18 protein-coding genes are annotated in these 24,359 nt (G+C 69.5%); 12 read left to right on the plus strand and 6 right to left on the minus strand.

The window, feature by feature from the left end; translation table 11 throughout:
* Window positions 1-76: 76 nt before the first annotated feature.
* The 6 genes from QQM39_RS41585 to QQM39_RS41610 form a co-directional block, all read right to left on the minus strand.
* Window positions 77-1,129, minus strand: a complete 1,053-nt coding sequence (locus tag QQM39_RS41585; RefSeq protein ID WP_302002739.1) for an NAD-dependent epimerase/dehydratase family protein — start codon at window positions 1,127-1,129, stop codon at window positions 77-79.
* Window positions 1,130-1,233: 104 nt separating this feature from the next.
* Window positions 1,234-2,487: a glucarate dehydratase family protein gene (locus QQM39_RS41590; RefSeq protein WP_302002740.1), complete on the minus strand. Its 1,254-nt coding sequence runs from the start codon at window positions 2,485-2,487 to the stop codon at window positions 1,234-1,236.
* Window positions 2,484-3,392: a 5-dehydro-4-deoxyglucarate dehydratase gene (locus QQM39_RS41595; RefSeq protein WP_302002741.1), complete on the minus strand. Its 909-nt coding sequence runs from the start codon at window positions 3,390-3,392 to the stop codon at window positions 2,484-2,486. The genes QQM39_RS41590 and QQM39_RS41595 overlap by 4 nt, the downstream gene beginning before the upstream one ends.
* Window positions 3,393-3,418: 26 nt before the next feature.
* Window positions 3,419-4,360, minus strand: a complete 942-nt coding sequence (locus QQM39_RS41600) for a carbohydrate ABC transporter permease (RefSeq protein WP_302002742.1) — start codon at window positions 4,358-4,360, stop codon at window positions 3,419-3,421.
* On the minus strand, window positions 4,357-5,271 hold the full coding sequence (locus QQM39_RS41605; RefSeq protein ID WP_302002743.1) for a carbohydrate ABC transporter permease: 915 nt from the start codon (window positions 5,269-5,271) through the stop codon (window positions 4,357-4,359). Before QQM39_RS41605 ends, QQM39_RS41600 begins: the two co-directional genes overlap by 4 nt.
* Window positions 5,268-6,596 carry a sugar ABC transporter substrate-binding protein gene (locus QQM39_RS41610; protein ID WP_302002744.1) on the minus strand — a complete coding sequence of 443 codons (1,329 nt, stop codon included), beginning with the start codon at window positions 6,594-6,596 and terminating at the stop codon, window positions 5,268-5,270. Before QQM39_RS41610 ends, QQM39_RS41605 begins: the two co-directional genes overlap by 4 nt.
* A gap of 660 nt (window positions 6,597-7,256) precedes the next feature.
* On the opposite strand from QQM39_RS41610, the gene QQM39_RS41615 reads away from it, so the two are divergent.
* Genes QQM39_RS41615 through QQM39_RS41670 form a run of 12 tightly spaced genes read left to right on the plus strand, consistent with a single transcriptional unit; the run spans window position 7,257 to window position 24,326 of the window.
* Window positions 7,257-9,122, plus strand: coding sequence for a phage tail sheath subtilisin-like domain-containing protein (locus QQM39_RS41615; RefSeq protein ID WP_302002745.1), 1,866 nt, complete (start codon window positions 7,257-7,259; stop codon window positions 9,120-9,122).
* A gap of 33 nt (window positions 9,123-9,155) precedes the next feature.
* Window positions 9,156-9,680 (plus strand): phage tail protein, encoded by a 525-nt coding sequence (locus tag QQM39_RS41620; RefSeq protein ID WP_004003113.1) that lies wholly within the window; start codon window positions 9,156-9,158, stop codon window positions 9,678-9,680.
* Between the two features lie 32 nt (window positions 9,681-9,712).
* On the plus strand, window positions 9,713-10,492 hold the full coding sequence (locus tag QQM39_RS41625) for a hypothetical protein (RefSeq protein WP_302002746.1): 780 nt from the start codon (window positions 9,713-9,715) through the stop codon (window positions 10,490-10,492).
* A complete protein-coding gene (locus QQM39_RS41630; RefSeq protein WP_302002747.1) occupies window positions 10,485-11,231 on the plus strand; it encodes a hypothetical protein in 747 nt (248 codons plus the stop codon). The genes QQM39_RS41625 and QQM39_RS41630 overlap by 8 nt, the downstream gene beginning before the upstream one ends.
* A 33-nt stretch (window positions 11,232-11,264) precedes the next feature.
* Window positions 11,265-12,272 (plus strand): DUF4255 domain-containing protein, encoded by a 1,008-nt coding sequence (locus QQM39_RS41635; RefSeq protein ID WP_302002748.1) that lies wholly within the window; start codon window positions 11,265-11,267, stop codon window positions 12,270-12,272.
* A 33-nt stretch (window positions 12,273-12,305) separates the two neighbouring features.
* Complete coding sequence (locus tag QQM39_RS41640; RefSeq protein WP_302002749.1) at window positions 12,306-14,318, plus strand: ATP-binding protein; 2,013 nt, start codon at window positions 12,306-12,308, stop codon at window positions 14,316-14,318.
* Window positions 14,309-14,629 (plus strand): hypothetical protein, encoded by a 321-nt coding sequence (locus QQM39_RS41645; protein WP_302002750.1) that lies wholly within the window; start codon window positions 14,309-14,311, stop codon window positions 14,627-14,629. The genes QQM39_RS41640 and QQM39_RS41645 overlap by 10 nt, the downstream gene beginning before the upstream one ends.
* Window positions 14,626-21,405 (plus strand): DUF4157 domain-containing protein, encoded by a 6,780-nt coding sequence (locus QQM39_RS41650; protein WP_302002751.1) that lies wholly within the window; start codon window positions 14,626-14,628, stop codon window positions 21,403-21,405. The genes QQM39_RS41645 and QQM39_RS41650 overlap by 4 nt, the downstream gene beginning before the upstream one ends.
* A gap of 17 nt (window positions 21,406-21,422) precedes the next feature.
* Window positions 21,423-22,127 (plus strand): hypothetical protein, encoded by a 705-nt coding sequence (locus tag QQM39_RS41655; RefSeq protein ID WP_302002752.1) that lies wholly within the window; start codon window positions 21,423-21,425, stop codon window positions 22,125-22,127.
* Window positions 22,124-22,810 (plus strand): hypothetical protein, encoded by a 687-nt coding sequence (locus tag QQM39_RS41660; RefSeq protein ID WP_302002753.1) that lies wholly within the window; start codon window positions 22,124-22,126, stop codon window positions 22,808-22,810. The genes QQM39_RS41655 and QQM39_RS41660 overlap by 4 nt, the downstream gene beginning before the upstream one ends.
* Before the next feature lie 12 nt (window positions 22,811-22,822).
* Window positions 22,823-23,194: a hypothetical protein gene (locus QQM39_RS41665; RefSeq protein WP_302002754.1), complete on the plus strand. Its 372-nt coding sequence runs from the start codon at window positions 22,823-22,825 to the stop codon at window positions 23,192-23,194.
* Window positions 23,187-24,326 (plus strand): hypothetical protein, encoded by a 1,140-nt coding sequence (locus QQM39_RS41670; RefSeq protein WP_302002755.1) that lies wholly within the window; start codon window positions 23,187-23,189, stop codon window positions 24,324-24,326. Before QQM39_RS41665 ends, QQM39_RS41670 begins: the two co-directional genes overlap by 8 nt.
* Window positions 24,327-24,359 lie beyond the last annotated feature (33 nt).

A 24,359-nucleotide genomic window follows, 5' to 3' on the forward strand; every position in this document is an offset into this window, starting at 1 on the left:
TCGCGTGAAGATTGACATGTGAAATGTCCGATACGTTTTTGTGACCTTCGACGCTTCGGAGGGCCGGCCACCGCTTTCACTTCGCGCTGCGCCGGCTCCGCCACGCCTCGTAGTGGTCCAGGACCGTCTGCTCGATCGGGCGGTAGGTGACGCCCAGTTCGTTCACGCTCCGGCTGTTGTCCACCTGGAAGCGGATGCCGAGGTGTTTGCGGATGTAGTCCTGCGTCAGTCCGAAGGCCGGGCCCAGGACGCGTACCGGCCAGTGCGGGAGGGCGGTGCGCGGCAGGCGGAGGTCGCGGGGGTAACGGGTCCGGATGACGCGGGCCATCTCGTGGAAGGACGTCATGGTCCGGTCGGCGACGATGTAACGGCCCTTCGCGTCCGGGTTCTCCGCGGCCGCGATGTGCGCGTCGGCCACGTCGCGCACGTCCGCCGTGGTGAAGCTGAAGTCCGGGGCGCCGTAGAAGAAGTAGCCCTTGAACAGCTCCTCCAGCAGGAACAGGCTGCCGGACTCCGAGGCCGGGGTGAGGGAAGGGCCCAGGATCAGGCCGGGGTTGACCGACACCATCCGCCAGCGGCCCTGGGCGGCCTCCGCGTCCCACGCCGCGCGTTCCGCGACCGTCTTGGCGTAGTGATAGGGGTTGTTCTCGACCGTGCTGGTGGTGTTGAAGTACCGCTCCGACAGCACCGCGTCGTCCATGGCCAGTACGTCCGCGTAGTCCCCGAAGATCGCGCCCACGGTGGAGGTGAGGACGAGCCTGTCGACCGTGGGCGTCCGCTCGATGGCGGCCAGCACGTTGCGTGTGCCGAGCAGGGCCGGGTCGACCATGTCCCGGCGGCCGTCCTTGATCTTCTCCGGCATGCGGAACGGCGACGCCACATGGAACACCACCCGGCACCCGGTCATCGCCTCGTCGAAGGAGCCCTCCCTCAGCAAGTCCGCCTCGAACAACGACAGTTGGCCGGGCCGTGCTTCCCGCATCTCCCGCAGCGGCCGAACCTTCGCCGCGTCGGCCGTGCTGCGCACGGTGGCGTGGACCCGATACCCGCGCTCCATGAGCCGCTTGACCAGATGACTCCCGACGAACCCACTGCCGCCGGTCACCAACACGCCTGTCGAGCCGTCCATGCCCACGCCCCTCCACCCCTCCTGTCGTGCGGTCGGGGGTCACCTTATGGGGCGTCGACGGCTACCGGCGTTGTCCGGTGGCCGTCGCCGTAAGCCTCCGGCCGTCACCAGCGCGGCAGCCGGAGTTCGTACTCCGGTTGGATCCGCCGCATGTACCCGGTGTCGTCCCGGCTGCGTACCCCGGAGTCCATGTACAGCCGGTGCAGCCGGTTCAGGGCGTCGTGGTCGAGTTCCACGCCGAGGCCGGGGCCCGTCGGCACCTTGACCTCGCCGTCGCGGAACTCCAGGACACCCGGGCGGATCACGTCGTCGGCGTGGTTCCACGGATAGTGGGTGTCGCAGGAGTGGTCGAGGTTGGGGATCGCCGCGGCCACATGGGTCATGGCGGCCAGGCTGATGCCCAGGTGCGAATTGGAGTGCATGGACAGCGCCAGCCCGAACGCCTCGCAGACCGCGGCCAGTTCACGGGTACGGCGCAGGCCGCCCCAGTAGTGGTGGTCGGTGAGGAGCACCTGGACGGCGTTCTGCTCGATCGCGGGCTTCAGATGCTCCCAGGCGATCACACACATGTTGGTGCCCAGCGGCATCGGCGCGTCCCGCGCCACCGCCGCCATGCCCTCGATGCCCTTGGTCGGGTCCTCCAAGTACTCCAGGACACCGTCCAGTTCGCGGGCCACGTACGTGGACGTCTCCACCGTCCACGCCGTGTTGGGGTCCAGCCGCAGCGGCTGCCCGGGGAAGGCCTCCGCGAGCGCCCTGATCGCGGCGATCTCCTCGTCGGGCGGGAAGACACCGCCCTTCAGCTTGAACGACCTGAACCCGTACCGTTCCTGCATCAGCCGGGCCTGCTCCACGATGCCGGCCGGGTCCAGGGCCTCGCCCCAGTCGTCACCGACGGCGGCGCGGCCGTCGAGGGCCGGGTGCTCGGCCCATTTGTAGAAGAGGTACGCGGCGAACGGCACCGACTCCCGGACCGTGCCGCCGAGCAGGTCGCTGACCGGGCGGTCGAGCAGCTTGCCCTGTGCGTCGAGGCAGGCCACCTCCACCGCGGAGGTGGTCCAGCCGCGCTCGTGGGAGCTGGGCACGGTCGGCAGCAGGGCCGCGTCGATCGCGGCCGAGACAGCCGTGGTGTCGAAGACGTCCATGCCGACGACGACCTTGGCGGCGGCATCGAGTCGCTCCAGGCGGGCGACCCCGCCGGGGGACTCGCCGAGCCCCACCGTGCCGTCCTCCAGGACGAGTTGGAGGATGATGCGCAGGGCGAGGGGCTCGTGCACGCCGTTGGAGTTGAGCAGCGGCGGATCGCGGAAGGCGATCGGGGTGACGATCAGTTCCCTGATCCGGGTCGGGTCGCTCATGCGGTGACCACCTCCAGGCCGTGGTCGATGAGCTTCGAGAGCCGCGCGATGTGTTCCGGTGTCGGGTCGACCAGGGGTGCCCGTACGCCGCCCACGTCCAGGCCACGCAGGGCCACTCCCGCCTTGACCAGCGCCACGGCGTACCCCGGCACCTCGTCGCGGAGCTGGACGAGGGGGCCGTAGAACTCGTCGAGGAGCGTGTCGACGCGGGCCTGGTCGCCCTCGGCGAGCGCCCGGTGGAAGGCCAGGGCGATCTCCGGGGCGAAGGCGAACACCGCCGAGGAGTACAGCTCGACGCCGACGCCCTTGTACGCGGGCGCGGTCATCTCGGCGGTGGGCAGGCCGTTGAAGAACTGGAAGTCCGCGCCGCCGGGTACGGCGCGTACGGCCCGGACGATGCGGTGCATCCGCTCGATGTCGCCGATGCCGTCCTTGAGGCCGACGACTTTCGGCAGGGCGGTGATCTCGGCCGCCGTGGTCGCGGTGAGGCGGGCGGTGCCGCGCTGGTAGAAGATCACCGGCAGGTCGGTGGCGGCGGTGACCTCCTCGACGTACCGCACCAGGCCCTGCTGCGGCGCGGTCACCAGGTACGGCGGCAGCAGCAGGATGCCGCCGGCGCCGGCGCGTGCGACGCGGGCGGCCTGGTCGCGGGCGACCGGGGGCGGGCCGCCCGCCGCGGCGAGGACGGGGACGCGTCCGGCGGTCGTCTCGACGGCGACGCGCGTGGCCCGTTCGATCTCGTCGGGCGTCAGCGCGTGGAACTCGCCGGTGCCGCAGGCGACGAACACGCCGCCCGCACCGGCCGCGACACCGCTGTCGATGTGCCGGGCGAGCCGTTCCTCGTCCAGTGACCCGTCCGCGGCGAACGGCGTCACCGGGAAGAACAGCACTCCTTGGAACTTCATGTCTCCCTCAAACGTGGGGGGTTGGTTCAGCCCTTGGTGGCCCCGGCGGCGATGCCGGTGACCAGCGAGCGCTGGAGGAGCAGATAGACGATCAGGCTGGGAATCAGGGCGATGACCGCACCGGCCAGCACCACCCCGGAGCCGACCTCGGGGTCGGTGCGCAGGATGGACAGGGCGACGGTGACCGTGTAGTCGGTGGGGTCCTTGGCGGCGATCAGGGGCAGCAGGTACTGGTCCCAGATCATGATGAAGCCGAGCACGCCGGCCACGCCGAGCGCGGGCTTGCACAGCGGCAGGATGACCTGCCACAGCATCCTCAGCTCACCGACGCCGTCGAGGCGGGCGGCCTCCTCGATCTCGGCGGGGATGTCCCGCATGAACTCGGTCAGCATCATCACCGAGAAGCCCCAGGCGCCCAGCGGCAGGATGACGCCCCAGACGGTGCCCTTGAGGTCCAGGTGGACCACGGGGACGTCGCCGAGGACCAGCGACAGCGGGATCGCGATGACCTCCTCGGGAAGCATCAGCGTCATCATGAACAGCAGCATGATCAGCGCCCGGCCGCGGAACCGGTGCCGGGCCAGGGCGTACGCGGCGAGCGTGCACACCACGAGCTGGAGCAGCAGGCCGCCGCCCGCGATGACCAGCGAGTTGCCCAGGTAGTCCCAGATGCCGCGCTCGCCCGCCACCTTGAAGTTCAGCAGCGTGCTGTCGTGCGGCAGGAACGACAGCGAGGAGCCGCTGGGGTTGGGGGTGAGGGCGCCCGAGAAGATCGTCAGGAACGGTGCCGCGAAGATGCCGAGGGCGATCGCGCAGAGCAGGATCCGGAAGGTCCAGGCGAGACCGGGCCGGTCGCTCCAGCCGAGGGCGGTGTCGAAGCGGGCCGGGGTGGTCCGCCGCGCCTCGGCGGCCAGGCTCTTCGCATCCGGCACCGGCGTCCGGACGGGCTCGATGGCGGGGGCGCTCATCGCGCGTCTCCCCTCTTGCGGAGGTAGTTGACCGTGACGGTGAGCAGCAGCGTCACGCAGAGCAGCACGACGGAGGCCGCGGAGGCGCCGCCGATGTCGTTGCGGGTGAAGCCCAGGGTGTAGGCGCGGGTCATCCAGACGTCGGTGGACCCGGCGGGGCCGCCGCCGGTGAGGACGTAGACCTCGGTGAACACGCGCAGTCCGCGGATCGTGGCGAGCGTGAGCACGATCATGAGCGCCGGACGGATCGCGGGCAGTGTGACGTAGCGAAGCCGCTGCCACAACGACACGCCGTCCATGGCCGCCGCCTCGTACAGCGAGCGGTCCACGCCCGCGAGACCGGCGAGCAGGATCACCATGTTGTACGGCGCCCAGATCCATATGCCCATGGCCACCGTCGAGTACAGCGCGATGTCCGGGTTGTCGAGGAACTGGACGGGCCCGAGCCCGAGGAGGTGCAGGCCGCTGTTGAGGAGGCCGTCGGAGGTCGGGTAGTACATCAGCCGCCACAGCTCGCCGACGACCGCGGTCGCGGTGACCGCGGGCAGGAAGACGGCGGTCCGGATGATTTTCAGCGAGCGGGCCTGGCCCTCCAGCAGCAGGGCGAGGACGAAGCCGAGCAGGATGGCGCCGACGGACTGGCCGATGCCGAGGACCAGGGTGTGCCCGATGGCGTCCTGGAAGCGGTGGTCGGTCAGCACCCGGGTGTAGTTGTCGAGGCCGATCCACTGGTCGCCGAGGAAGGGCTGTACGTCGAAGAAGCTGAGCCAGATGCCCTTGGCCATCGGCCAGAACTTGAAGACGAGGGCGAGCAGCAGACCCGGCGCCAGGAAGAGCCAGGGGACGACGGCCTTCTTGCTGAGGACGCCGGAGACTCTGCGCGCCGCGGGGGTGGTCACGGTAGCGGTCATTTCAACAGGTCCTGGTCCTTGAGGTCGCCGGCGAGGGTCTCGTTGAGCTCCCCCAGCTGGGAGCGGACGTCACCACCGCAGTACGTGAAGATCGCGTTGAGCGAGTCGGCGGTGTCCTGCTTGATCGGCGCGAAGTCCGGCGCGTTCGGGAACTGCTGGGAGGAGTCCTCGTAGGCCTTCTGCACGACGCTCCAGCGGGCGTCGTCCCGGACCTTCGCCGCGTCCAGCGTGGAGTTCACGGGGATGCGGACGACGGGCTGGTGCTTGCCGGTCATGGCGAGCCTCTGGCCCTCGGGGGAGACCAGGAAGGCGGCGAGCGCCTGCTCCTGCTTGGCCTTGCCCGTCCTGGCGCCGAAGTAGATGTTCTCGCCGTCGGCCAGCACATCGCCGCCGGCCGGGCCCGCGGGCGCCGGGACGACCTCGTACTTGTCCTTGCCGGGCGTGGTGTCGAACGTGGCGATGTTGTACGGGCCGGTCATGTACATCCCGGCGTTGCCGTCCTGGAAGTTGGTCGCCGTCGAGGTGACGGCGGTCAGGGCGCCGGGCTGGGTGACACCGTTGTCACCGCAGAAGAGGTTGTCCTTCATCCAGGTCACGGTGTTCACCGCGGCCGCCGAGTCCATGGCGGGCCGGTAGGTGCCCTTGCCGTCCGGCTCGATGATCTTCGCCCCGCCCTGCCACAGGAAGCTCGCGCCCCACCAGGCGGCATAGCCGTTCTGGGCGCTGCCCGGCACGACCATGCCGTAGGTGTCGGCCTTGCCGTCGCCGTCCGGGTCCTCGGTGGCGAAGGCCTTGGCGACGGAGAGCATCTCCTGCCAGGTCGTCGGTGCCTTGAGGCCGAGCTTGTGCAGCCAGTCCTTGCGGATCATCAGGGTCTGGGCCTGACGTGAGTACGGGATGCCGTAGTGCTTGCCGTCGATGCCCACCGTGGACGACCAGGTCTTGTCGGTGATCTGGTCGTGGCCCGCGATCGAGGCGGGGTCGATCGGCTTGAGCAGGCCCTGGCCCTGGTAGCTGCCCATCAGCGCCGTGTCGTTGATCATGACGTCCGGGAGGTCCTTGGTGGACGCCCGGCTCTGGAGCTGCTGGTCGAAGTTGATGACCGGCTGGTAGTCGATCCTGATGCCGGTCTTCTTGGTGAAGGCGGCGAAGACCCGCTGGTAGGTGGCGGCGGGGTCCGGGTTGCTCCGGGTCCACACCTCCAGCGTGTTCGGGTCGTCGCTGCCCGCACTGCCGGAACCGGAGCCGCACGCGGCAGTTCCGAACGCGAGCGCCGTGGCGACGAGCAGGGCGGCCGGGCGGCGACTTCGTCGGCGATCCCGCATGGGCACACTCCGTGGCTCCCGGGAGTTCATGTATATGAACTCTTTTCATGCATCTAAATGATCGGCCAAGCTACGAATCATTTCAGCCGTATGTCAAGACATGGCGGCGAGATTTCACCGGCTCAATAGGGGTAGGCGTCGATGGGCGGGTTTGTGGGCGGCTTTGTGGGCGGGTTCGCGTCACCCTCGGAAAACCAGCCATGGTGCGTTGTGTGCGACTCGGGGAGGTCGCACGGGCGTGCGACCAGTCGAACGGTGTGGGTAAAGGGTTTCCGTCGCGGGGGCGGGCCCGTACGGCGTTCCGTCGCGACATCCTCTGTGCGGGAACTGTGAACCAGCTGGCGGGGGCGCGCAGGCGTGATGTGCGGATGCCGAGAGGGCGCCTTCACCAAACCTCCTCCCGGGCTGGCCTGAAGGCGTCTTGTTCGGTCAACTTCCCACACACCAAGGTGGGTTGAGCACTTGAGCATCAGGAGTCACAAGCGCGCTGCTTGAGCCGTGCGGTCGATCGCCCACGGTGATGACGGGGGAAAACTGGTGCGGTGCACGTGACCACGTCGCCCTTGTGGGTGGCGTCTTCGTGCCCCGGGTCGGGAATGCCTACCTCTGCCATCTCTTGGTGCCTTTGTCCGGTATCCGAGACAGGGAGTAGGAGGGGGAATGCCGATGAGCGCGGTCAGCGCCGCCAAGCCGACGTATCCCGGCGTCTACGTCGAAGAACTTCCCAGCAGCACCCGCACGATCTCGACCTTGACCACGTCCGTGACGGCCTTTGTGGGCCACACCCGACGGGGTCCGCTGAACGAGCCGGTACGCGTCACCAGCTTCGCGGAGTTCGAGCGCCGCTTCGGCGGCCTGAGCGCGCAGAGCGCCGTCGGCTACGCGGTCCACCAGTTCTTCGGCAACGGCGGCACCGTGGCGGTGATCGTCCGTGTCGCCAAGGCCGGCAGCGGCAAGGCCGCCTGCGTCACCCTCAAGTCCACCGAGGGCCACAGCGAGGGCCCGGTCCTCGAAGTGCACGCCAAGGAGCCCGGCCTCTGGGGCAACGGCCTGCGGGTCGCCGTCGACCATGACACGACGTGCCCCGACGAAACCTTCAACCTGCGTGTCTACGACGCCAAGGGCGACGCCCGTGAGAGCTTCACCGGCCTGTCCATGGACCCCTCGCACGGCCGCTACGCGCAGACCGTGATCAACGCGGGCTCGAAGCTGATCCGCGTCGAGGTCGTCGGCGAGGGCCGCCCCGACCCGTCCGGCACCGTCTCCAAGCCCTTCGGCGACGAACTCCCCAACTTGGCCGTCGACCTGACCGTCAAGATCGGTGAGGTGGAGCGCGAGTTCACGCTCTACGACCCCGACTGCGACGGCGAAGCCCCGTGCAGCGTGGCCGAGTTGGCGCTGCTGCTGGAGCGCAAGCTGCGTGCCCTGCCCGACGCGCCCGGCAAGCACGCCTTCGCGGGCGCCGAGGTCACCGCCTTCGGCCGCCGTATCCAGGTCGTCGCCGGCTCCACCGACCCCGAGGACGTCGTCCGCTTCCTCGGCGAGTGCGCCAACGACCTCGGTCTGGAGGCCTCCGTCAACCCGCCGGTCTTCCCGCTGGAGGGCGGCGAGGACGGCGAGGCCCCCGGCCCGCGCGACCTCATTGGCAGCGAGGGCGACAAGACCGGCATCCAGGCGCTGCGCGGCGTCGCCGACGTCAACCTGCTGGCGCTGCCCGAGCTCGCGGCGTACGAGAAGACCGAGGACGCGCTCACGGTCGTCTCCGCCGCCCAGCGGCTGTGCGCCGAGCGGCGGATCTTCCTGCTGGTCGACGCGCCGAGCACCTGGGTCAGCGTCGACACCGCACGCGCCGGGCTCGCCGCCTTCGACGCCGTGCGCGGCAACCACGCGGGCCTGTACTTCCCGCACCTCCAGCTCACCGACCCGCTCACCGGTCGGCTGCGCTCCTTCCCGCCCTCCGGCGCGGTCGCCGGCGTCATCGCCCGCACCGACGCAGAGCGCGGCGTGTGGAAGGCCCCGGCCGGCACCGAGGCGCGGCTCGCGGGCGTGCACTCGCTCACGGTCAACCTCACCGACCGCGAGACCGGCCTGCTCAACCCGCTCGGCGTCAACTGCCTGCGGACCTTCCCGGTGACCGGCCCGGTGGTGTGGGGCGCGCGCACGCTGGAGGGCTCGGACGCGCTCGACAGCGAGTGGAAGTACGTGCCGGTGCGGCGGCTCGCGCTGCACGTCGAGGAGAGCCTCCAACGCGGCCTGCAGTGGGTCGTGTTCGAGCCCAACGACGAGAACCTGTGGCAGCAGATCCGGCTCGCCGCCTCCTCGTATCTGCACACCCTCTTCCGCCAGGGCGCCTTCAAGGGCGGCACCCCGCGCGAGGCGTACTTCGTCAAGTGCGACAGCGACACGACGACCGCCGAGGACATCGAGAACGGCATCGTCAACGTCCTCGTCGGCATCGCACCGGTCCGGCCGGCGGAGTTCGTGATCGTCAAAATCCAGCAGACGTCCGGGCAGTTCGCGCTCTAGGCGCGGGGAATCGTGGAGAACTGAAGGAATCCGATGGCTGAGTTCACGGTCAACGCGCATCGCTTCGACCCGTACAAGAACTTCAAGTTCCTGGTCCTGTGGGACGGTCGTACGGTCGCCGGCATCAGCAAGATCAGTCCCCTGAAGCGGACGACGGAAGTCGTCAAGCACCGGCACGGAGGCGACCCGTCGTCTCCCCGCAAGTCGCCGGGCCGCTCCGAGTTCGAGGGCATCACCCTGGAGCGCGGGGTCACCCACGACCCCGAGTTCGACCGCTGGGCCAACAAGGTCTGGCAGGTCGGCGCGGGCCTCGGCTCCGAGGTGTCCCTCGCCGACTTCCGCAAGGACATAGTCATCCAGGTCCTCAACGAGGCCGGCCAGGTCGCCGTCTCGCACAAGCTGTACCGGACCTGGCCCAGCGAGTACCAGGTCCTCGGCGAGCTGGACGCCAACGCCAACGCGGTGGCCATCCAGTCGCTGAAGCTCGAGTGCGAGGGCTGGGAGCGGGACTACGAGGTGCCCGAGCCGGAGGAGCCGTCGTTCCTCAACCCCGCCTGAACTAGGGCCAGTTGAGGAAGCGGGGGGAGAACATGGCGATCACCGGGGCGGCCGAGCTGCTGGCCACCTGGGAGGCGGGCCTCGCCGAGGCACCGAGCGGGCGCGCCCTGCTGCTGCACCGCACGGCCCGCCCGGACGCCGACGCCGCGAGCCTGCCGGTACTGCCGGTGGGGGAGCGCGAGGCCGACCTGTTCGCGCTGCGCCGGGCCCTGTTCGGGGAGCGGATGCAGGTACGGCTGGCGTGCTCGGCGTGCGGGGAGGACATGGAGTTCGACCTGGACGCCGGGGAGTTCGCTCGGTCGCTGGGCGGGCGGGGCGGTCCGGTCGACCGGCGGGGAGGTGCGGTGGACGGGGGCGACTCGTCCGCCGGGTCCGTCGTGCGGGTGCGGCAGGACGGCTGGGACGTCGAGTTCCGGCTGCCCGGGGTCGCCGACCTGACAGCGGCGGCCCGGGCGGCCGACCCGCGCAGGGCCCTGCTCGCCCGGTGCCTGGTCTCGGCGGTGCGCGACGGGGCGGCCGTGGCCGCCGGTGACCTGTCCGTCCCGGTCCAGCGCCGGATCGCCGAGGCCGTCGAGGCCGCCGACCCCGGGGCGGACGTGACGCTCAACGTCGCCTGCCCTGGGTGCGGCGCGGCCACCCGGGCCGAACTCGACATCGCCTCCTATCTGTGGACCGAACTGGACGCCTGGGCCCGGGACCTGCTGCTCGACGTCCATCTGCTCGCCACCTCCTACGGATGGAGCGAGCCGGAGATCCTGGCGCTCAGCCCGCTGCGGCGCCGCTACTACCTGGAGCTGTGTGCGGATGTCTGACGCCGAAGGGGCGCCGGTTCCCGACTTCCTCGACCGGCTGATCGCCCGGCACGCTCCGGCCGCTGTCGCCGGTCCGCGTGCGGGTGTGGTGCGGGTACGGCCCCGACTGCCGGGCCCGTTCGAGCGGGTGGACGCGGTCCGCGGCACCGTGCCGGAGCCGGATGACGGCTCCGACCTGCTGTGGCCCTCCGCCACACCGTCGGCCGTACGCCCGGGAGAGGCACCGCGTCCGGCGGCGGCCGCACCCCGGACGCACACGGAACGGGAGCGGACCGTCGTACACACCGAACGCGCCCCCGCGGACCCGGCACCGCGGCCCGCCCCGAGGGCACTGCCCGAGGCGCAGCTGCTGCGCCCCGTCGCCCCCCGCAACCCGCAGCCGCGACCGGCACCCGAGGCCGCGCACCGGGCGGCGGGCCGTGGGCGCACGGAGCGGGGCGCACCCCAGAGCACGGCGTCCGTGCCCATCCCCCCGGGCACGGACGCCGTATCCCCCGCTGCCGCCTCGGCCGCGCGGCCCAGCGCCGCGGACACCGCGGCGGCACGGGACGCCGTACGGCAGGCAGCGGCGCGGCGGCCCTCGCGGGCGCCCGAGCAGGTGGTCCAGGTGCAGATCGGGCGGCTGGAGGTGACGGCGGGACCGTCGACGTCCGGCGGCGCCCGGCAGCGTACGTCGTCGAGGGAGCGGCCGGGCGTGACCTTGAGCCTGGCCGACTATCTGGCGCGGGGGCGGGAGTGACATGACGGATCGAGGAACCGAGGAACCGACTTCATGAGCAACGCACTCGCCATCGCCCATGTCACCCAGGCCCTCGCCCTGCTGCTCGCGTCCAACGTGGGCCCGGAGTTCGACGAGGCCGTGAAGGTGGAGCCGCACAAGCCGCCGACGGAGCCGCCGGACTACCCCACCCTCAACGTGTTCCTCTACCAGGTCACGCCCAACACGTCGATGCGCAACAACGACCTGCCGACCCGGGCGTCCGACGGCACGCTGGTGAAGCGGCCGGCCGCCGCGCTGGACCTGCACTACCTCATCAGTGCGTACGGCGACGAGACGACCCTGGTCGGGCAGCGGCTCATCGGCTCCGTGGTGCGAACCCTGCACGAGACACCGATTCTGCCGAAGGACGTCATCGAAGAGACCGGTCAACTCCCGCACCTGGCGGGCAGCGATCTCGCGGAGGCGGCGCAGCGGGTGCGGTTCACGCCCACGGTGATGGACATCGACGAGACGTCGAAGCTGTGGGGGATGCTTCACCAGACGCCGTACGCCCTGTCGGTGGTCTACCAGGCGGCCCTCGTCTTCATCGAGGGCCGCGAGACGCCGGTGCCGGCGAAGCCGGTGGAGCGGCTCACGGCGCGGGTGCTGCCGTTCGGGGCGCCCGGGGCACCGGTGCCGCCGGGCAGCCGGGCGGAGGCGCCGCGGGACAGTGAGAGAGGCGCGCCGGCTCCCGAGCCCGTTCCCGCGGAGAGCGGGACTTCGGGAGAAGCGCACGTCCGGGAGGCGCGTGAGAAGGCGCCCGCCAAGTCGGTCGCGAAGGTGCCTGCGAAGGCTGCGGCCAAGGCGCCCGCGAAATCCGCGGCCAAGGCGCCCCCGAAGGCTTCGGCCAAGGCACCTGCCCGCGCCCGAAAGGAAGTGCAGGCCAGCAAGGCGGCGCAGACGGCCAGGCCCGCGCGTGGTGCGGCCAAGAGCACGGGTGCCGCGCCTTCTTCGGACTCCTCGTCGGAATCGTCGCCGGGCTCCTCTTCGGCGAGGGGCTCCGAGGGCACCGAGAGCTGAGGCGGCATGGGGACAACGGGGGCAGGCGAGGACATGGGGACACACCGGACGGGCATGGCGGGCGCACCGGGCGGCAGCCCGACGCTGACCGCGGAGATCCGGCGCGTCCTGGCCCGTGTCGACAACCACGCGGCGCGCGCGGCCGGACCTGGCACGGCCGAAACGGGCACGGCATCGAAGTCCGGCGACGGCACCCCCGGTCGTGACACAGCCGTCGATCACGTACAGGACCCGGCGGCCCCCGCGATCGCCCCCCTCGACACGCTCGTCACCTGCTTCGGTCTCTCGGCCTTCGAACGGGACCTCGTACTCCTCACCGCCGCCTACGAGCTGGACCCCACGACCGCCGCCCGTTGCGCCGCCGCGAGCGGTGACCCGGAGCGGGCGTACCCCACCTTCTCGCTCGCCCTGGCCGCCCTCGCCGAACCGCACTGGAGCGCCCTGACCCCCGTGGCACCGCTGCGGCGCTGGCGCATCGTCGAGCTGGACGACGCGTCGCGCCTGACGCTGTCCCGGCTGCGGCTCGACGAACGCATCCTGCACTTCCTGCTCGGCTCGCCCTACCTGGACGCCCGGCTGCACGGCCAGCTGCGCCGCACTCCGGTGCCTGACGAACTACCACCGTCGTACGACCTGGCCGCGAGCCGGGTCGCCGCCGGCTGGACCACCGCCGCGCGCCCGGATGCGCCGCTGCTCGTCGAGGTGGTCGGCGGCGATCTGCGCAGCCGGGCCGAGATCGCCGCCGCGGCGGCCGCGCGGTCCGGGCTCGGGCTGTACGCGATGAGCGCCGAGGACATCCCCACGGACGCGGCGGAGCGCGACCGGCTCGCCCGTCTGTGGCAGCGCGAGGCGATCCTGCTGCCCGCCGCGCTGCTCGTGGAGGTCGGCGAGCTGGACCGCGACCAGCACGCGGCCACCGACGCGTTCCTGACCGGGGCCGCTGTTCCCGTCGTCGTGTCGAGCGGCGATCCCCGGCACTCGGACCGACCGCACGGCGAGCGGGTGACCGTGCCGCGCCTGGACGACGAGGAGCAACTCGGTTTGTGGGTAGGCGCGTTCCGGGACGTCGTCGACATCGGCGAGAGCGAACTGCGATCGCTGGTCGCCCAGTTCGAACTGCCGCCGCACGTCGTACGCTCCGCCGCTGCCGCCGTACGCCGCGATCTGCCCGGCGAGGACGAACTCGACGCCGCTGGGCTCGCCTGGCGGGCCGGGCTGAACGAGGCCCGGATCGGGATGGACGAACTGGGCCGCCGTATCGAGCCCGAGGCGGGCTGGGGCGATCTTGTCCTGCACGACCGGCAGACGAGCGTGCTGCGGGAGATCGTCGCGCATGTGCGGCAGCGGGCCACCGTCCACCAGGAGTGGGGGTTCGCGGCGACGCTGCGGCGCGGCCTCGGCGTCACCGCCCTGTTCGCGGGCGGCTCCGGCACGGGCAAGACCCTGGCCGCCGAGGTCATGGCCAAGGAGCTGGGCCTGGACCTCTTCATCATCGACTTGTCGCAGGTGGTCAGCAAGTACATCGGCGAGACGGAGAAGAACCTCCGCAAGGTCTTCGACGCCGCCGAACGAGGCGGCGCGCTCCTGCTCTTCGACGAGGCCGACGCGCTTTTCGGCAAGCGCAGCGAGGTCAAGGACAGCCACGACCGGTACGCCAACCTCGAAGTCAGCTACCTGCTGATGCGGATGGAGGCCTACCGGGGCCTCGCCATCCTCACCACCAACATGAAGAAGGCCCTGGACACGGCCTTCATGCGCCGCATCCGCTTCGTCGTCGACTTCCCGTTCCCGGCGGAGCACGAGCGGGCGGAGATCTGGCGCCGGGTGCTGCCGCCGCAGACCCCGACGAAGGGCATCGATCCGGAACTCCTTGCCCAACTCACCGTCGCGGGCGGGTCGATCCGCAACATCGCCCTGTCCGGCGCGTTCCTCGCCGCCGAGGAGGGCGACCGGCTGCAGATGCGACACATGCTCGCCGCGGCCCGCACCGAATACCTCAAGTTGGAACGCTCCTTGACACCGGGGGAGGTCCGCGGATGGGTGTGAACAGGCCACATCGGGAGAGCGCGGCCGGTCGTCCCGAGCCGCGCGAGATCCGCGTCGACATCGGCGAGCTGGTCCTGGACGGCTTCGGTCCGTCCGTGGACCCGCGGCGCGTATCGGCGTCGTTCGAGCGGGAGTTGACCCGTCTCGTACGGGAACACGGCGTGCCGCTGGCCGCGGACGGCACCGTGTCGGTGGACGGGATGTCGGGACTGCCCCCGATGCCCGCCGGGTTGTCCGCGCGCCGCCTCGGCCAGGAGCTGGCCCGCGCGGTGCACGCGGGGCTTTCGGGCCGTGGGGAGGTGACGCGATGACGTCCTCCGCCGCTCAGGACTCCCAGGCGGCTGACCAGGCCGCCGCCGAGCGCCGCCGCAAACGCAAGGAGCGCGCGGCGAAGAACCGCGCGCCCGAGCCCAAGAACATCGTTAGCGGCGCCGGGCAGCCGCTGGACGCCGGTGTGCGCCGGGAGCTGGAGGAACAGCTCGGCCACGACCTGGGCTCCGTACGCCTGCACACCGACCGCGACGCGCGTGCTCTCACCGGCATGCTGGGTGCGGACGCGGTGGCGGTGGGCCAGGACATCTTTTTCGGCGAGGGCCAGTACCAGCCGGGCACGGAGCAGGGCCGCGCCCTGCTCGCGCATGAGCTGCTGCACACGATCCAACACCCCTTCGCCAGCGGCACGTTGGCGGCGGGCCGCGACCTGGGTCAGGTCAGCGCGCCGCACGAGGCGGCCGAGCGCGCCGCCGAGGACACCGCCCAGGCCGTGGCGCGCGGCGAGCAGGCACCCGAGGTCGCCCCGGAGGCCAACACTCCGGCGTGGATGCGCTACACCACCGTCCACGCCGACCGCAATCGGCTCGAGCACCTCGACCCCGCCACGCTGGTCGACCGCCTCGCCAACACGGTCATCCGCTCGCTCCGTACCGACCCGACGGACAGCGCGCAGCGCGTGCGCGCCTCCCTGGCCCCGCTCTCGGAGGAGCTTCAGGAGCGCGTACTGGATCGCCTGGAGCACCGGCTGCTCACCTCCGAGCACGACTTCGTGGTGGACCTGGTCACGGAGATCGACGAGGACGGCCAGGCGGAGAGCGAGGCCACCGCCCGGCAGCGCGGCCTGCTCGCTCCGGAGGTCGAGGAGGACACCGCCGAGGACGTGCAGGCGGAGCGTGAGAAGGAGCAGGAGGCCAGCCAGGAGGAGCAGCGGCGCACCGAGCGGACGGGGCCCGCTCCCGGCCCGGAGAAGCAGTCCGTGGACGGGTCCGGGTCCGGGGACACGGCTCCCGCCGCGGGCAGTACGCCGGAGAACGCGGGCGGCACCATCCCGCAGGGCGGCACTCCGGGCGCGGACGCCGGGAAGGCGGAGGACGAGAAGGAGTCCGACCCGCGGACGGGTGGGGACGCGTCCAGCCCCAAGGGGGACGGGGAGCAGCCCACTTCGCCGGCCGCGCAGTCGGAGCGGAAGTCGGGGCAGCAGCAGGGGTCCCAGGATGCCGCGGTCGGCGGGAACGCCGGAGCGCAGGCGGCCGGGAAGCAGGACGCGAAGTCCGGCGCGGAGAAGAGCGGGCAGCAGGGGCAACAGCAGGACAAGGGGGACAAGGGGAAGCAGGGCGGCGGGAAGGACGGCGACCGGGCCGAGGCGAAGCAGGCCGAGGAGAAGGCCAAGAAGGAAGCCGGCCAGGAGGAGGCGGCCGGCCCCGGATCCGACGCCGACGCCGAGGACGAGGCCGCCAAGGCCCGCGAGAGCGCCGCCGCGGCCGAGGAGGCCAAGCAGGACGCGCCGGGCCGCGACGAGGGCAGCCCCACGGCCACAGGGAAGGACGACGGGTTCCCTGGCCGCGCCAGCACGCTGGACGGGGCCCGCGCCCAGGACCAGGAAGGCGAGGAGGAGCGGGAGTCCACCGTCCAGGGCGGCGACTCCGAGGTGGAGGTCGGCGGCGGGGAGCCGAGCGCCTGGGACATCAAACTCAGGCCGGAGGACTTCCTTCCCGAGCAGGACCTCGACGTGTCGAGCGTGCCGACCTCCGACCAGATCGACGAGTCCGCCGGGAACTCCGCCCCGCCCACTCCCTCCTTCTCTGCCCCGCCGCCGACCAGGGCCGAAAAGGTGCAGGCACAGCGCCAGCAGGAGGACGAGGAGGACGCCGAGCGCGAGGCGGCGGCGGAGAAGGACGACCCGGGCACCGACGACTCCCCGCCCGTGCCGGGCGCCGAGGAGGAGGCGGCGGAGCAGGGCCGCCGTACGGAGAGCGAGCTCGACCCCGAGGAGAAGTCCGAGCCGAAGCCCGGACCGGGCGTGGCTTCCAAGGACCCCAAACTGGGCGACGACCCCAAGGCGGGTCCGGCCGCGGCCGAGGCCAACACGCAGGAGGCCAAGGACCGTTCGAAGGAGACCGGCGGCGGTACGGCCGAGCAGGCCGCCAAGGACGAGAAGGGCACGCCGACCGCGGGCGGACCGGGCGACAAGGCGTCGGGCGGCGACAAGGGCTCCGCGCAGTCCCGCTCCGACACCTCGGCCAACGAGTCCCCGTCGGGCACCGCCAAGACGGGTGCCGAGGGGGAGAAGGCGGCCTCCGCCGAGGGCGCGACGGGAGCGGCGAAGGCCGAGGAGTCCCCAGGCCCGCAGGAGTCGAAGGGACCCAAGGACCAGGGCGGGAGCGGCACTTCGGACGGGTCCGCGTCCGGCGGCGGGACGACCGACTCCGACAGCTCGGCCGATACGGGTACGACACCGTCGTCCGGCTCGACCTCCGGCCAGTCCGCGGACAGTGACAACTCAGGCTCGTCGAGCACGACGAGTTCGGGCTCGCGCACGGAGTCCCGCTCTTCCTCCCGTACGGAGAAGCAGAGCCCGAGGGCCCAGGAAGCGCGGACGGAGAAGCCGAAGGAGCAGGCACCGCAGCCGGAGAGCAGGGCCGACTCCAGTGGCGGGGACGACTCCGGCTCCCGGTCCGCTCCCGCGCCGGCACGCGGTGGCGGTGGCGCCTCGAAGGGCGGCGGCTCCAAGGGTGGAGGCAAGGCCTCCGCGGCCAAGGGGAAGAAGGCGGCCAAGGCGGCGCCGGACCTCTCCGGTGGCTCCCCCGAGGAGGGCCTTGCCACCGCGTCGAACCTCAAGCCGCACCAGGCCGTCGAGGCGATGGACAGCGTCGGCGGAGCCGTGGACAAGGACGTCGGCAAGGAACACAAGCAGCTGGCGTCCAAGCCGCCCGCCATGGACCGTCCCACCGGTGCCCCGAAGACACTGCACGGTAAGCCGGACGCCGAGGAAGCGGCACAGTACAACGAGGACAAGGCCGCGCGCGCCGAGGACGCCGAGGACGAGAAGGCCGAGGTCAAGGGCGAGAAGAAGCCGGAAGGCAAGATCGACGCCGAGGAGATGGAGGAGCCGGACTTCTTCGACCAGGTCGGCATGATGGTGGGCTACGCCATCGGTGGCATCGGCGACTGGCTCGGCTTCGATGTGACGGCGGAGGACCTGGCCGCCCAGTTCGCCGGCATGCCCACCAAGGACGAGGCCATGAAGGAGGCGCAGAACGGCACTGCGCCGGGCGTCGACATGAAGGGCCAGGCCGACGACAAGGCCGAGGAGCAGGGCGGCAACACCGACGACAAGAGCCAGGAGGCCGCCGAGACCGGCGCCGATGACGCCGGTCGCAAGATGGGCGAGGACCAGGTCTACCCGGACGCGCCGAAGGAACGGCTCGAAGGGAAGGTGCCTGCCGAGCAGGGCGGCAAGTCGCGCGTCGGCGGCGGCGGTGCGGGCACCGGTGCCGTACCGCCCGAAGCGGCCTCGGAAGTGGCCGAGCACGAGCGCAAGCCGCAGTTCAAGAAGGCGCTCAGTGACGGCCGCCAGGACATGGGCAAGGGCCGGGAGAAGAAGACCCAGGACACCCGTACGTCCCAGGAGAAGCACAAGCGGCAGGTCGACAAGGAAGTCCAGTCCAACACCAAGGAGCAGACGGGCAAGCGCGAGGGCGTCCTGACGGACGTGGACAAGCAGCGCTCCGACTGGACCAAGGAGCAGGACGACGAGCTGAAGAAGCTCGGAACGAAGAAGTCCGACCGCGAGAAGAAGATCCGCGACGACGTCAAGAAGGAAGAAGAGGACACCGACAAGGACGTCGACAAGGAGAAGGAAACCAGCGACAAGGACGTCAAGGACAAGGGCACCAAGGCCGAGGAGGACGCGGAGAAGAAGAAGGACGAGAAGGTCGACGACTCCAAGGGCTGGTTGTCCAAGACGCTCGAATGGATCAAAGAGAAGTTCATCGAGCTGCGGGACAAGGTCGTCCAGATCATCAAGGACGCCCGCGAGGCGATCGTCGAGGCGCTGAAGAACTTCAAGGAGACGGTCGAGGGCTGGATCAACGCGGCCCGCGAGGGCATCGTCGAGATGATCAAGAAGTTCATCGAGGACCTGATCGAGTTCGTCACGTCCTTGGTGGAAGCGGTCATCGAAATCGCCCGCCGTATCCGCAAGTTCATCACGGACCTGATCAACGCGGCGCTCGCGTTCGTCACCCAGCTCGCCGCGGCGCTGAAGCAGATCATGAAGGATCTGCTGGAGTCCATCGCGAAACTTCTCAGTGACATCCTGAACGTCCTGAAGAAGATGCTCCTCGACGTCCTGAAGGCCTGCAAGGACGCCCTCAAGGCGGTCCTCGACTTCGCGACGAAGTTCATCGCCGCCTTCGGCGAGTTCATGATGATCCTGGTCGACATCCTGTCCGACCCCGGCGGCTGGCTGAGCGGCGCGAAGAACTCCGCGTACGACGGTGCGAAGAACCACCTCTTCAACGAGGTCAAGAGCGCCGTGAAGCAGTGGTTCAACGACAAGGTCAAGGAGATCACCGGCCTGACCGAAGCCGTTTGGAACAAGCTCATGAAGGGCGGCTGGACCCTAGAGAAGATCGCCAAGGAGGTGTGGGACGCGATCGTCCCCCAACTCCCCTTCATCATCGGCGAGATCGTCATCACAAAGGTCCTGGCGAAGCTGATCCCCGGCGCCGGCTGGGGCGCGGCCATCCTGGAGGCCATCCAGGCCGCGATCGGCTCCCTCGGCGAGATCCTCAAGGCCATCGGCGCGGTCATCACGTGGCTCAAGTCCGTACGCCAGGGCGGCGCGGGCGTCCTCTTCGCCAAGGCGATCGCGGCGGGCATCGTGGTCCTGCTGGAGATGGCCTACGAGTTGATCCTCAGCGGGATCGGCAAGTACGTGTCGAAGGTGGGCACGCGGCTGAAGGGCGTGGCCGCGAACCTGGGCAAGGACAAGGGCGGCGGCACGGACAAGGGGAAGGACGGCGGGGGCGACCCGCCGGCTTCCAACAAGGACAAACCCTCGTCGACTCCCGAAAAGACGCAGACGCCCCCGGCCAAGGTCACGCCCCCGACGAAGCCCAAGGACACGGGCGGCCCCGGAAAGCCGAAGGACCAGGGCGCTCCCGCCAAGCCCAAGGACAAGGACGCACCGGGCAAGCCCCAGGACAAGAAGCCGGCGACGACGAAGCCCGGAAAGCCGAAGGACAAGGACACCGACGCCCCGTCCCCCACGCCGACGAACCCCAAGGGCCCCACGAACAAGCCCGGTAAGGACAACGGCAAGCCCGACGACAAGAAGAACAACACCCCGAGCGACACGTCCACGAAGCCGACGCCCCCGACGTCCAAGGACAAGAACGGCAATCCGAAGGACAAGGACCAGCAGCCGGACAAGGACAAGCAGGACACCAAGCCGACTCCACCGGCGAAGCCCAAGCAGGACCCGGGCAAGAAGGACGGGCCTGACGGCACGAAGAAGGACGAGAACAAGGGCGACGAGAACAAGAGCCCAGACCCCAACAACAAGCGTCCCGATCCCGACTCCAAGAAGGACTCCGACTCCGAAGGCGGAGGCAAGAAGGACGGCGACGGCAAGGGCAAGAACGACGGCTCGTCACGCCCCCGCCCCGACAAGGACGGCCCCGGCAAGCCCAAGTCCGAGGGGGAGAAGGACAAGAAGGAGAAGGAAGAGGAGGACCCCAAGAACGACAGCCTCCAGCTGAAACTGCAGAAGATCCATCGGCGTCTCAAGCCAAAACTGGACCAGGGCATTCCCGAGTCCACCCATCTGCAACTGCTGACAGAATTCCGCCTCTTCTACGGATTGAGCCGGCTCTGGAAAGAGGGCGGAGACACGTTCAGGATCTGGGGCAAAGCGAGTCCGCCGCAACCAGGCCCGACTACGGGTGTCCACGTGGATCAGGGTGACCAAGACAGAAGCGGACCACTGGAGTTCCCGGATGCAGACCCGAGGAGCCGGTTCAAGGACGGAGATGTCCCCAATAGTTTTACGCACAGATTCATCGAAAAGAAGTGGGCGGCGAAAGGGGAAGGGCCCATCCAGGGCACGGCCCGCAAGAAGATAAGAGGCTTCAATTACATCCTTGCCAAGAATGCTCACGGCAAGGACCTGAGGGAACCGCACGGCAGCCCCTATCAATGGGATGCGATGCATCTGCTCCCGAAGGAACTCGGAGGCCCGAAGCTTGGTACAAACTTCGTCCCGGCACCTCACCACAAAAACCAGGATTTCTACAACGCCTTCGAGCATTCCGCAGCCAAGAAATTCGGATCGATATCCGATGGCAAGGAGGTGGGATCCTACGCGATAGACCTCTCTCGCTACGAGGGGCCGGCGTCAGGATATGTCAATAACGTATACCCTGAAGGATTTCCGCGAACACTGCGAGGCCGGTGGGCAACCTACAAGCACAAGGGGACCGGCAGTGGAAAGAGCCGCAGTGAGTGGAAGCGAGGGCCCGAGACGTTCTCCAAGGTGGTCAGGTTCGACCCACCGCCACTGCAACAGCGCCCGGCCCCCAATATCAACCAAGAACAGGGCATGAGGAATATCCAGGCAGCCATCGGATATAACGAGGACCTCATCAATGCGGTACTCAACCTCAGGGTGGAGCGGGAATTCTCCGACATTACGGACATGAAGAAAAGGCTGAGGGGCTATATGATTCCGGGAGGGCACGGCAAGATTGAAGAGAAGTACATCAAGAGGGTCGAGAGGTACAGCAAGGCTGGACGGTTCACGTTCACGTAGTCGAAGGGAGGTCCGGCGTGCGCACACCAAACTCGCTTGAAAAGCGTCACCTGGCGTCGTTGAAGAGCTTGCGCGAACACGATGACATTCACCTGACGGAGGAACGACGCACCAAGATCGGCCCCAGCTTCTCCGAGCTCGTACCGTTTTCCAAGTTCGAGCGGGAGTGGAACGAACTGCATCTGGATCCTGACGCCTTCGAGGGCGCGCTCAGGTTCGCGATCGGGGCATCCTGGGGTTTTTCGGCATCCGGCGAAGAGCTGGCCGGAGAGTACAGCATCCCTTCACCGCTGGAAATCATGATGCAGCACGCCAGTCCGCTCGCACGGTCCTTGAAAGACCCCTTTCAGCGCGCCTTCGCAGCCCAGCTCCGCGCCATGGACAGCGACGCTTTCGCAGGCGGCGGATTCACCACCTATGTGCGCATGGACCCCACCACACCGCATCAAGAGATCTGGTTCAACGAACTCTTGGGTATCGGCGGTCCGCCCCATCCCTATGGCTTTGTCAAGCTGAATCTCTCGTATAAAAAGTACTTGGAAACCCTGGTGCTCACAAAAGGCATTTACGGCTGGCAGTATCTGTTTTCCGACATTTCCTTCAATGATTCCGCGATCCGGCACCACAGGGAGGGGCTCAGCAGGGGCCTGCAAGTTTTCCCCGACATGTTCCCCGATCACGATTTCACGGAACTGCAGCAACGCCTGGAGGCCCGCCTGTGACCCGCTACGCCGACATCCCCAAACCCATCCGCTCCGGAATAGTCCTTGTAGACCCCGAACTAGGCACCCCCCAACGCATCATCGTGCTCCAGTTCAACCCCGACACCCTGGAACGCAGCCTCTCGCCCCAGTCCGCAGGAGGCAGCGGCGATTCCGGTGGAGGAGGCAGCGGGAACGGGGACAGAAACGAGGCCCTCCGCCTCAAGGGCCCCGCCCAGGAGACCTGGAAGTTCACCGCCGAGATCGACGCCACCGACCAGTTCGAGATCGCCGCACCCGACGGCATCCACCCCCAACTGGCCGTGCTCGAAATGCTCGTGCAGCCGACCTCCTCCCAACTCCGCGAAGCAAGTCGGCAGTCGCAGAAGGGGACCATCGAGATCTCGCCCATCGAGATGCCGCTCACCCTTTTCACCTGGGGCAGCAAACGCGTCATGCCCGTGCGGCTCACCGAGCTGTCCATCAACGAGTCCGCGTTCGACGTCAATCTGAATCCGATCCGGGCCTCGCTCAGCATCGGGCTCAAGGTGCTCACCGTGAGCGATCTGCCGATGGGGCACCCGGGTGCCGAGTTGTACTACGCGCATCTCGCGCAGAAGGAGCGCCTCGCCGCCGCCGCGCGCACCGCGGGGATCGGGTCGCTGGGGCTCGGCTCCGGCGGCATCGGGGTGGGAAGGGGCTGAGGGGCGAAAACCATGGCTGACATCGAGCCGTACGAGAACGCGCTTGACGCGATACCGGGAGCCCACCCGTACCCCCGGACGAGCCGGTACCACGATGCCGAGATCGGCGTGCACCGGCTGCCGGACGGGACCGAGGTCCGGTACGCCAAGCGACGGTTGCTGCCTCCGATCGAGGAGGCGGGCGACGACACGCAGACGCATATCGTCCGTACCGGTGAGCGGCCCGACCTGCTCGGGCAGCGTTACTTCGGCGACCCCGGCCAGTGGTGGCAGATCGCCGACGCCAACCCGGTACTGGATCCGCGGGAACTCACCGACGAGCCCGGTCGCGAGGTCGAGGTGCCGCTCGCCGGGCACTTCCGGCAGGGAGTGCGGCGTGGCTGAACTGCCCGTGGGGCGCGGCCCCGTTCACATCACCCTGCACATGGGGCCGAAGCTGGCCAAGCCCGTGCCCGCGGAGGTGGCCGAGGCGTTGCTCTCCGCCCAGATCACCGCCACCGCGGGCGAACGCAGCGGTTTCCAGCTCGCCTTCGACCTCACCAAGAACGGGCTCATCAGCCGCACCCTCCTGCCCGAGGGATACTTCGACCCGAAGACGCGGCTCATCGTGACCGTCACCGTCCGCGGCACCCCCGAGGTGCTCTTCGACGGGCTCGTCGTGCGCCAGGAGGTCGGGGCCAGCAACCAGCCGGGTCACTCCACGCTCACCGTCACCGGCGAGGACCTGAGCCTCCTGATGGACCTGGAGGAGCGCACCGACCGCTACCCCAACCTCCCGCCGTCCCAGCGCGTCCTCGCCATCCTGAGCCGCTACTCCGACTACGGCATCCGGCCCGACGTCTACACCGAGAAGGTGAGCCAGCCGCCGCACCAGGACCTCCGCGTCCACTACCAGACGAGCACCGATCTGGGGTACATCAACGAGCTCGCCCGCGCGAACGGCTACACGTTCTACCTGGAGCCGGGCCCCAACCCCGGTCAGTCGTCGGCCCGTTGGGGCCCCGAAGTGCGTCTCGGCATCCGCCAGCACGCCCTCAACGTCAACATGGACGCCAACTCCACCGTCGACCAGCTCACGTTCGCCTACGACGGGACGGCCCGCGAGGAGCCGCAGGCCCGCTGGCAGGACCCCGGCACCAGGCAGTCCACCCTCCTGCCCCAGCCGCCGATCAGCCCGCTGCGCCCGCCGCTCGGCAAGCGCCCCACCCCGGCCCTCAAGCGCAGGACCCTCGCCGGCACCGCCAAGCATCAGCGCGAACAGGCCGAGGCCGAGCTCCTCGCGCGCGCGGCCGTGTCCGCCGACGTCGTCTCCGGTTCGGGCTCGCTCGACGTGAACCGGCACGGCTACATCCTGCAGCCGCGCCAGTTGGTGGGTGTGCGCGGCTCGGGCCGTACGTACGACGGCGACTACTTCGTCAAGTCCGTCACGCACATCCTGCGGCAGGGGTCCTTCCAGCAGAACTTCACGCTGTCGCGAGAGGGGCTCGAAGCGCGCAGCGCCTACGTCAGGCCCTGATCCACCCCTGATCCACCCCGAACCGACCATCAC

It is taken from the genome of Streptomyces sp. DT2A-34, assembly GCF_030499515.1.
GTDB lineage: Bacteria > Actinomycetota > Actinomycetes > Streptomycetales > Streptomycetaceae > Streptomyces.

Excerpts from the sequence above, each read along its gene's own strand:
- QQM39_RS41615 (WP_302002745.1), top strand. The coding sequence starts at position 7,257 with ATGCCGATGAGCGCGGTCAGCGCCGCCAAGCCGACGTATCCCGGCGTC.
- QQM39_RS41620 (WP_004003113.1), top strand. The coding sequence starts at position 9,156 with ATGGCTGAGTTCACGGTCAACGCGCATCGCTTCGACCCGTACAAGAAC.
- QQM39_RS41640 (WP_302002749.1), top strand. The coding sequence starts at position 12,306 with ATGGGGACACACCGGACGGGCATGGCGGGCGCACCGGGCGGCAGCCCG.
- QQM39_RS41625 (WP_302002746.1), top strand. The coding sequence starts at position 9,713 with ATGGCGATCACCGGGGCGGCCGAGCTGCTGGCCACCTGGGAGGCGGGC.
- QQM39_RS41645 (WP_302002750.1), top strand. The coding sequence starts at position 14,309 with ATGGGTGTGAACAGGCCACATCGGGAGAGCGCGGCCGGTCGTCCCGAG.
- QQM39_RS41600 (WP_302002742.1), bottom strand. The coding sequence starts at position 4,360 with ATGAGCGCCCCCGCCATCGAGCCCGTCCGGACGCCGGTGCCGGATGCG.
- QQM39_RS41605 (WP_302002743.1), bottom strand. The coding sequence starts at position 5,271 with ATGACCGCTACCGTGACCACCCCCGCGGCGCGCAGAGTCTCCGGCGTC.
- QQM39_RS41585 (WP_302002739.1), bottom strand. The coding sequence starts at position 1,129 with ATGGACGGCTCGACAGGCGTGTTGGTGACCGGCGGCAGTGGGTTCGTC.
- QQM39_RS41635 (WP_302002748.1), top strand. The coding sequence starts at position 11,265 with ATGAGCAACGCACTCGCCATCGCCCATGTCACCCAGGCCCTCGCCCTG.
- QQM39_RS41590 (WP_302002740.1), bottom strand. The coding sequence starts at position 2,487 with ATGAGCGACCCGACCCGGATCAGGGAACTGATCGTCACCCCGATCGCC.
- QQM39_RS41610 (WP_302002744.1), bottom strand. The coding sequence starts at position 6,596 with ATGCGGGATCGCCGACGAAGTCGCCGCCCGGCCGCCCTGCTCGTCGCC.
- QQM39_RS41665 (WP_302002754.1), top strand. The coding sequence starts at position 22,823 with ATGGCTGACATCGAGCCGTACGAGAACGCGCTTGACGCGATACCGGGA.
- QQM39_RS41650 (WP_302002751.1), top strand. The coding sequence starts at position 14,626 with ATGACGTCCTCCGCCGCTCAGGACTCCCAGGCGGCTGACCAGGCCGCC.
- QQM39_RS41595 (WP_302002741.1), bottom strand. The coding sequence starts at position 3,392 with ATGAAGTTCCAAGGAGTGCTGTTCTTCCCGGTGACGCCGTTCGCCGCG.
- QQM39_RS41630 (WP_302002747.1), top strand. The coding sequence starts at position 10,485 with ATGTCTGACGCCGAAGGGGCGCCGGTTCCCGACTTCCTCGACCGGCTG.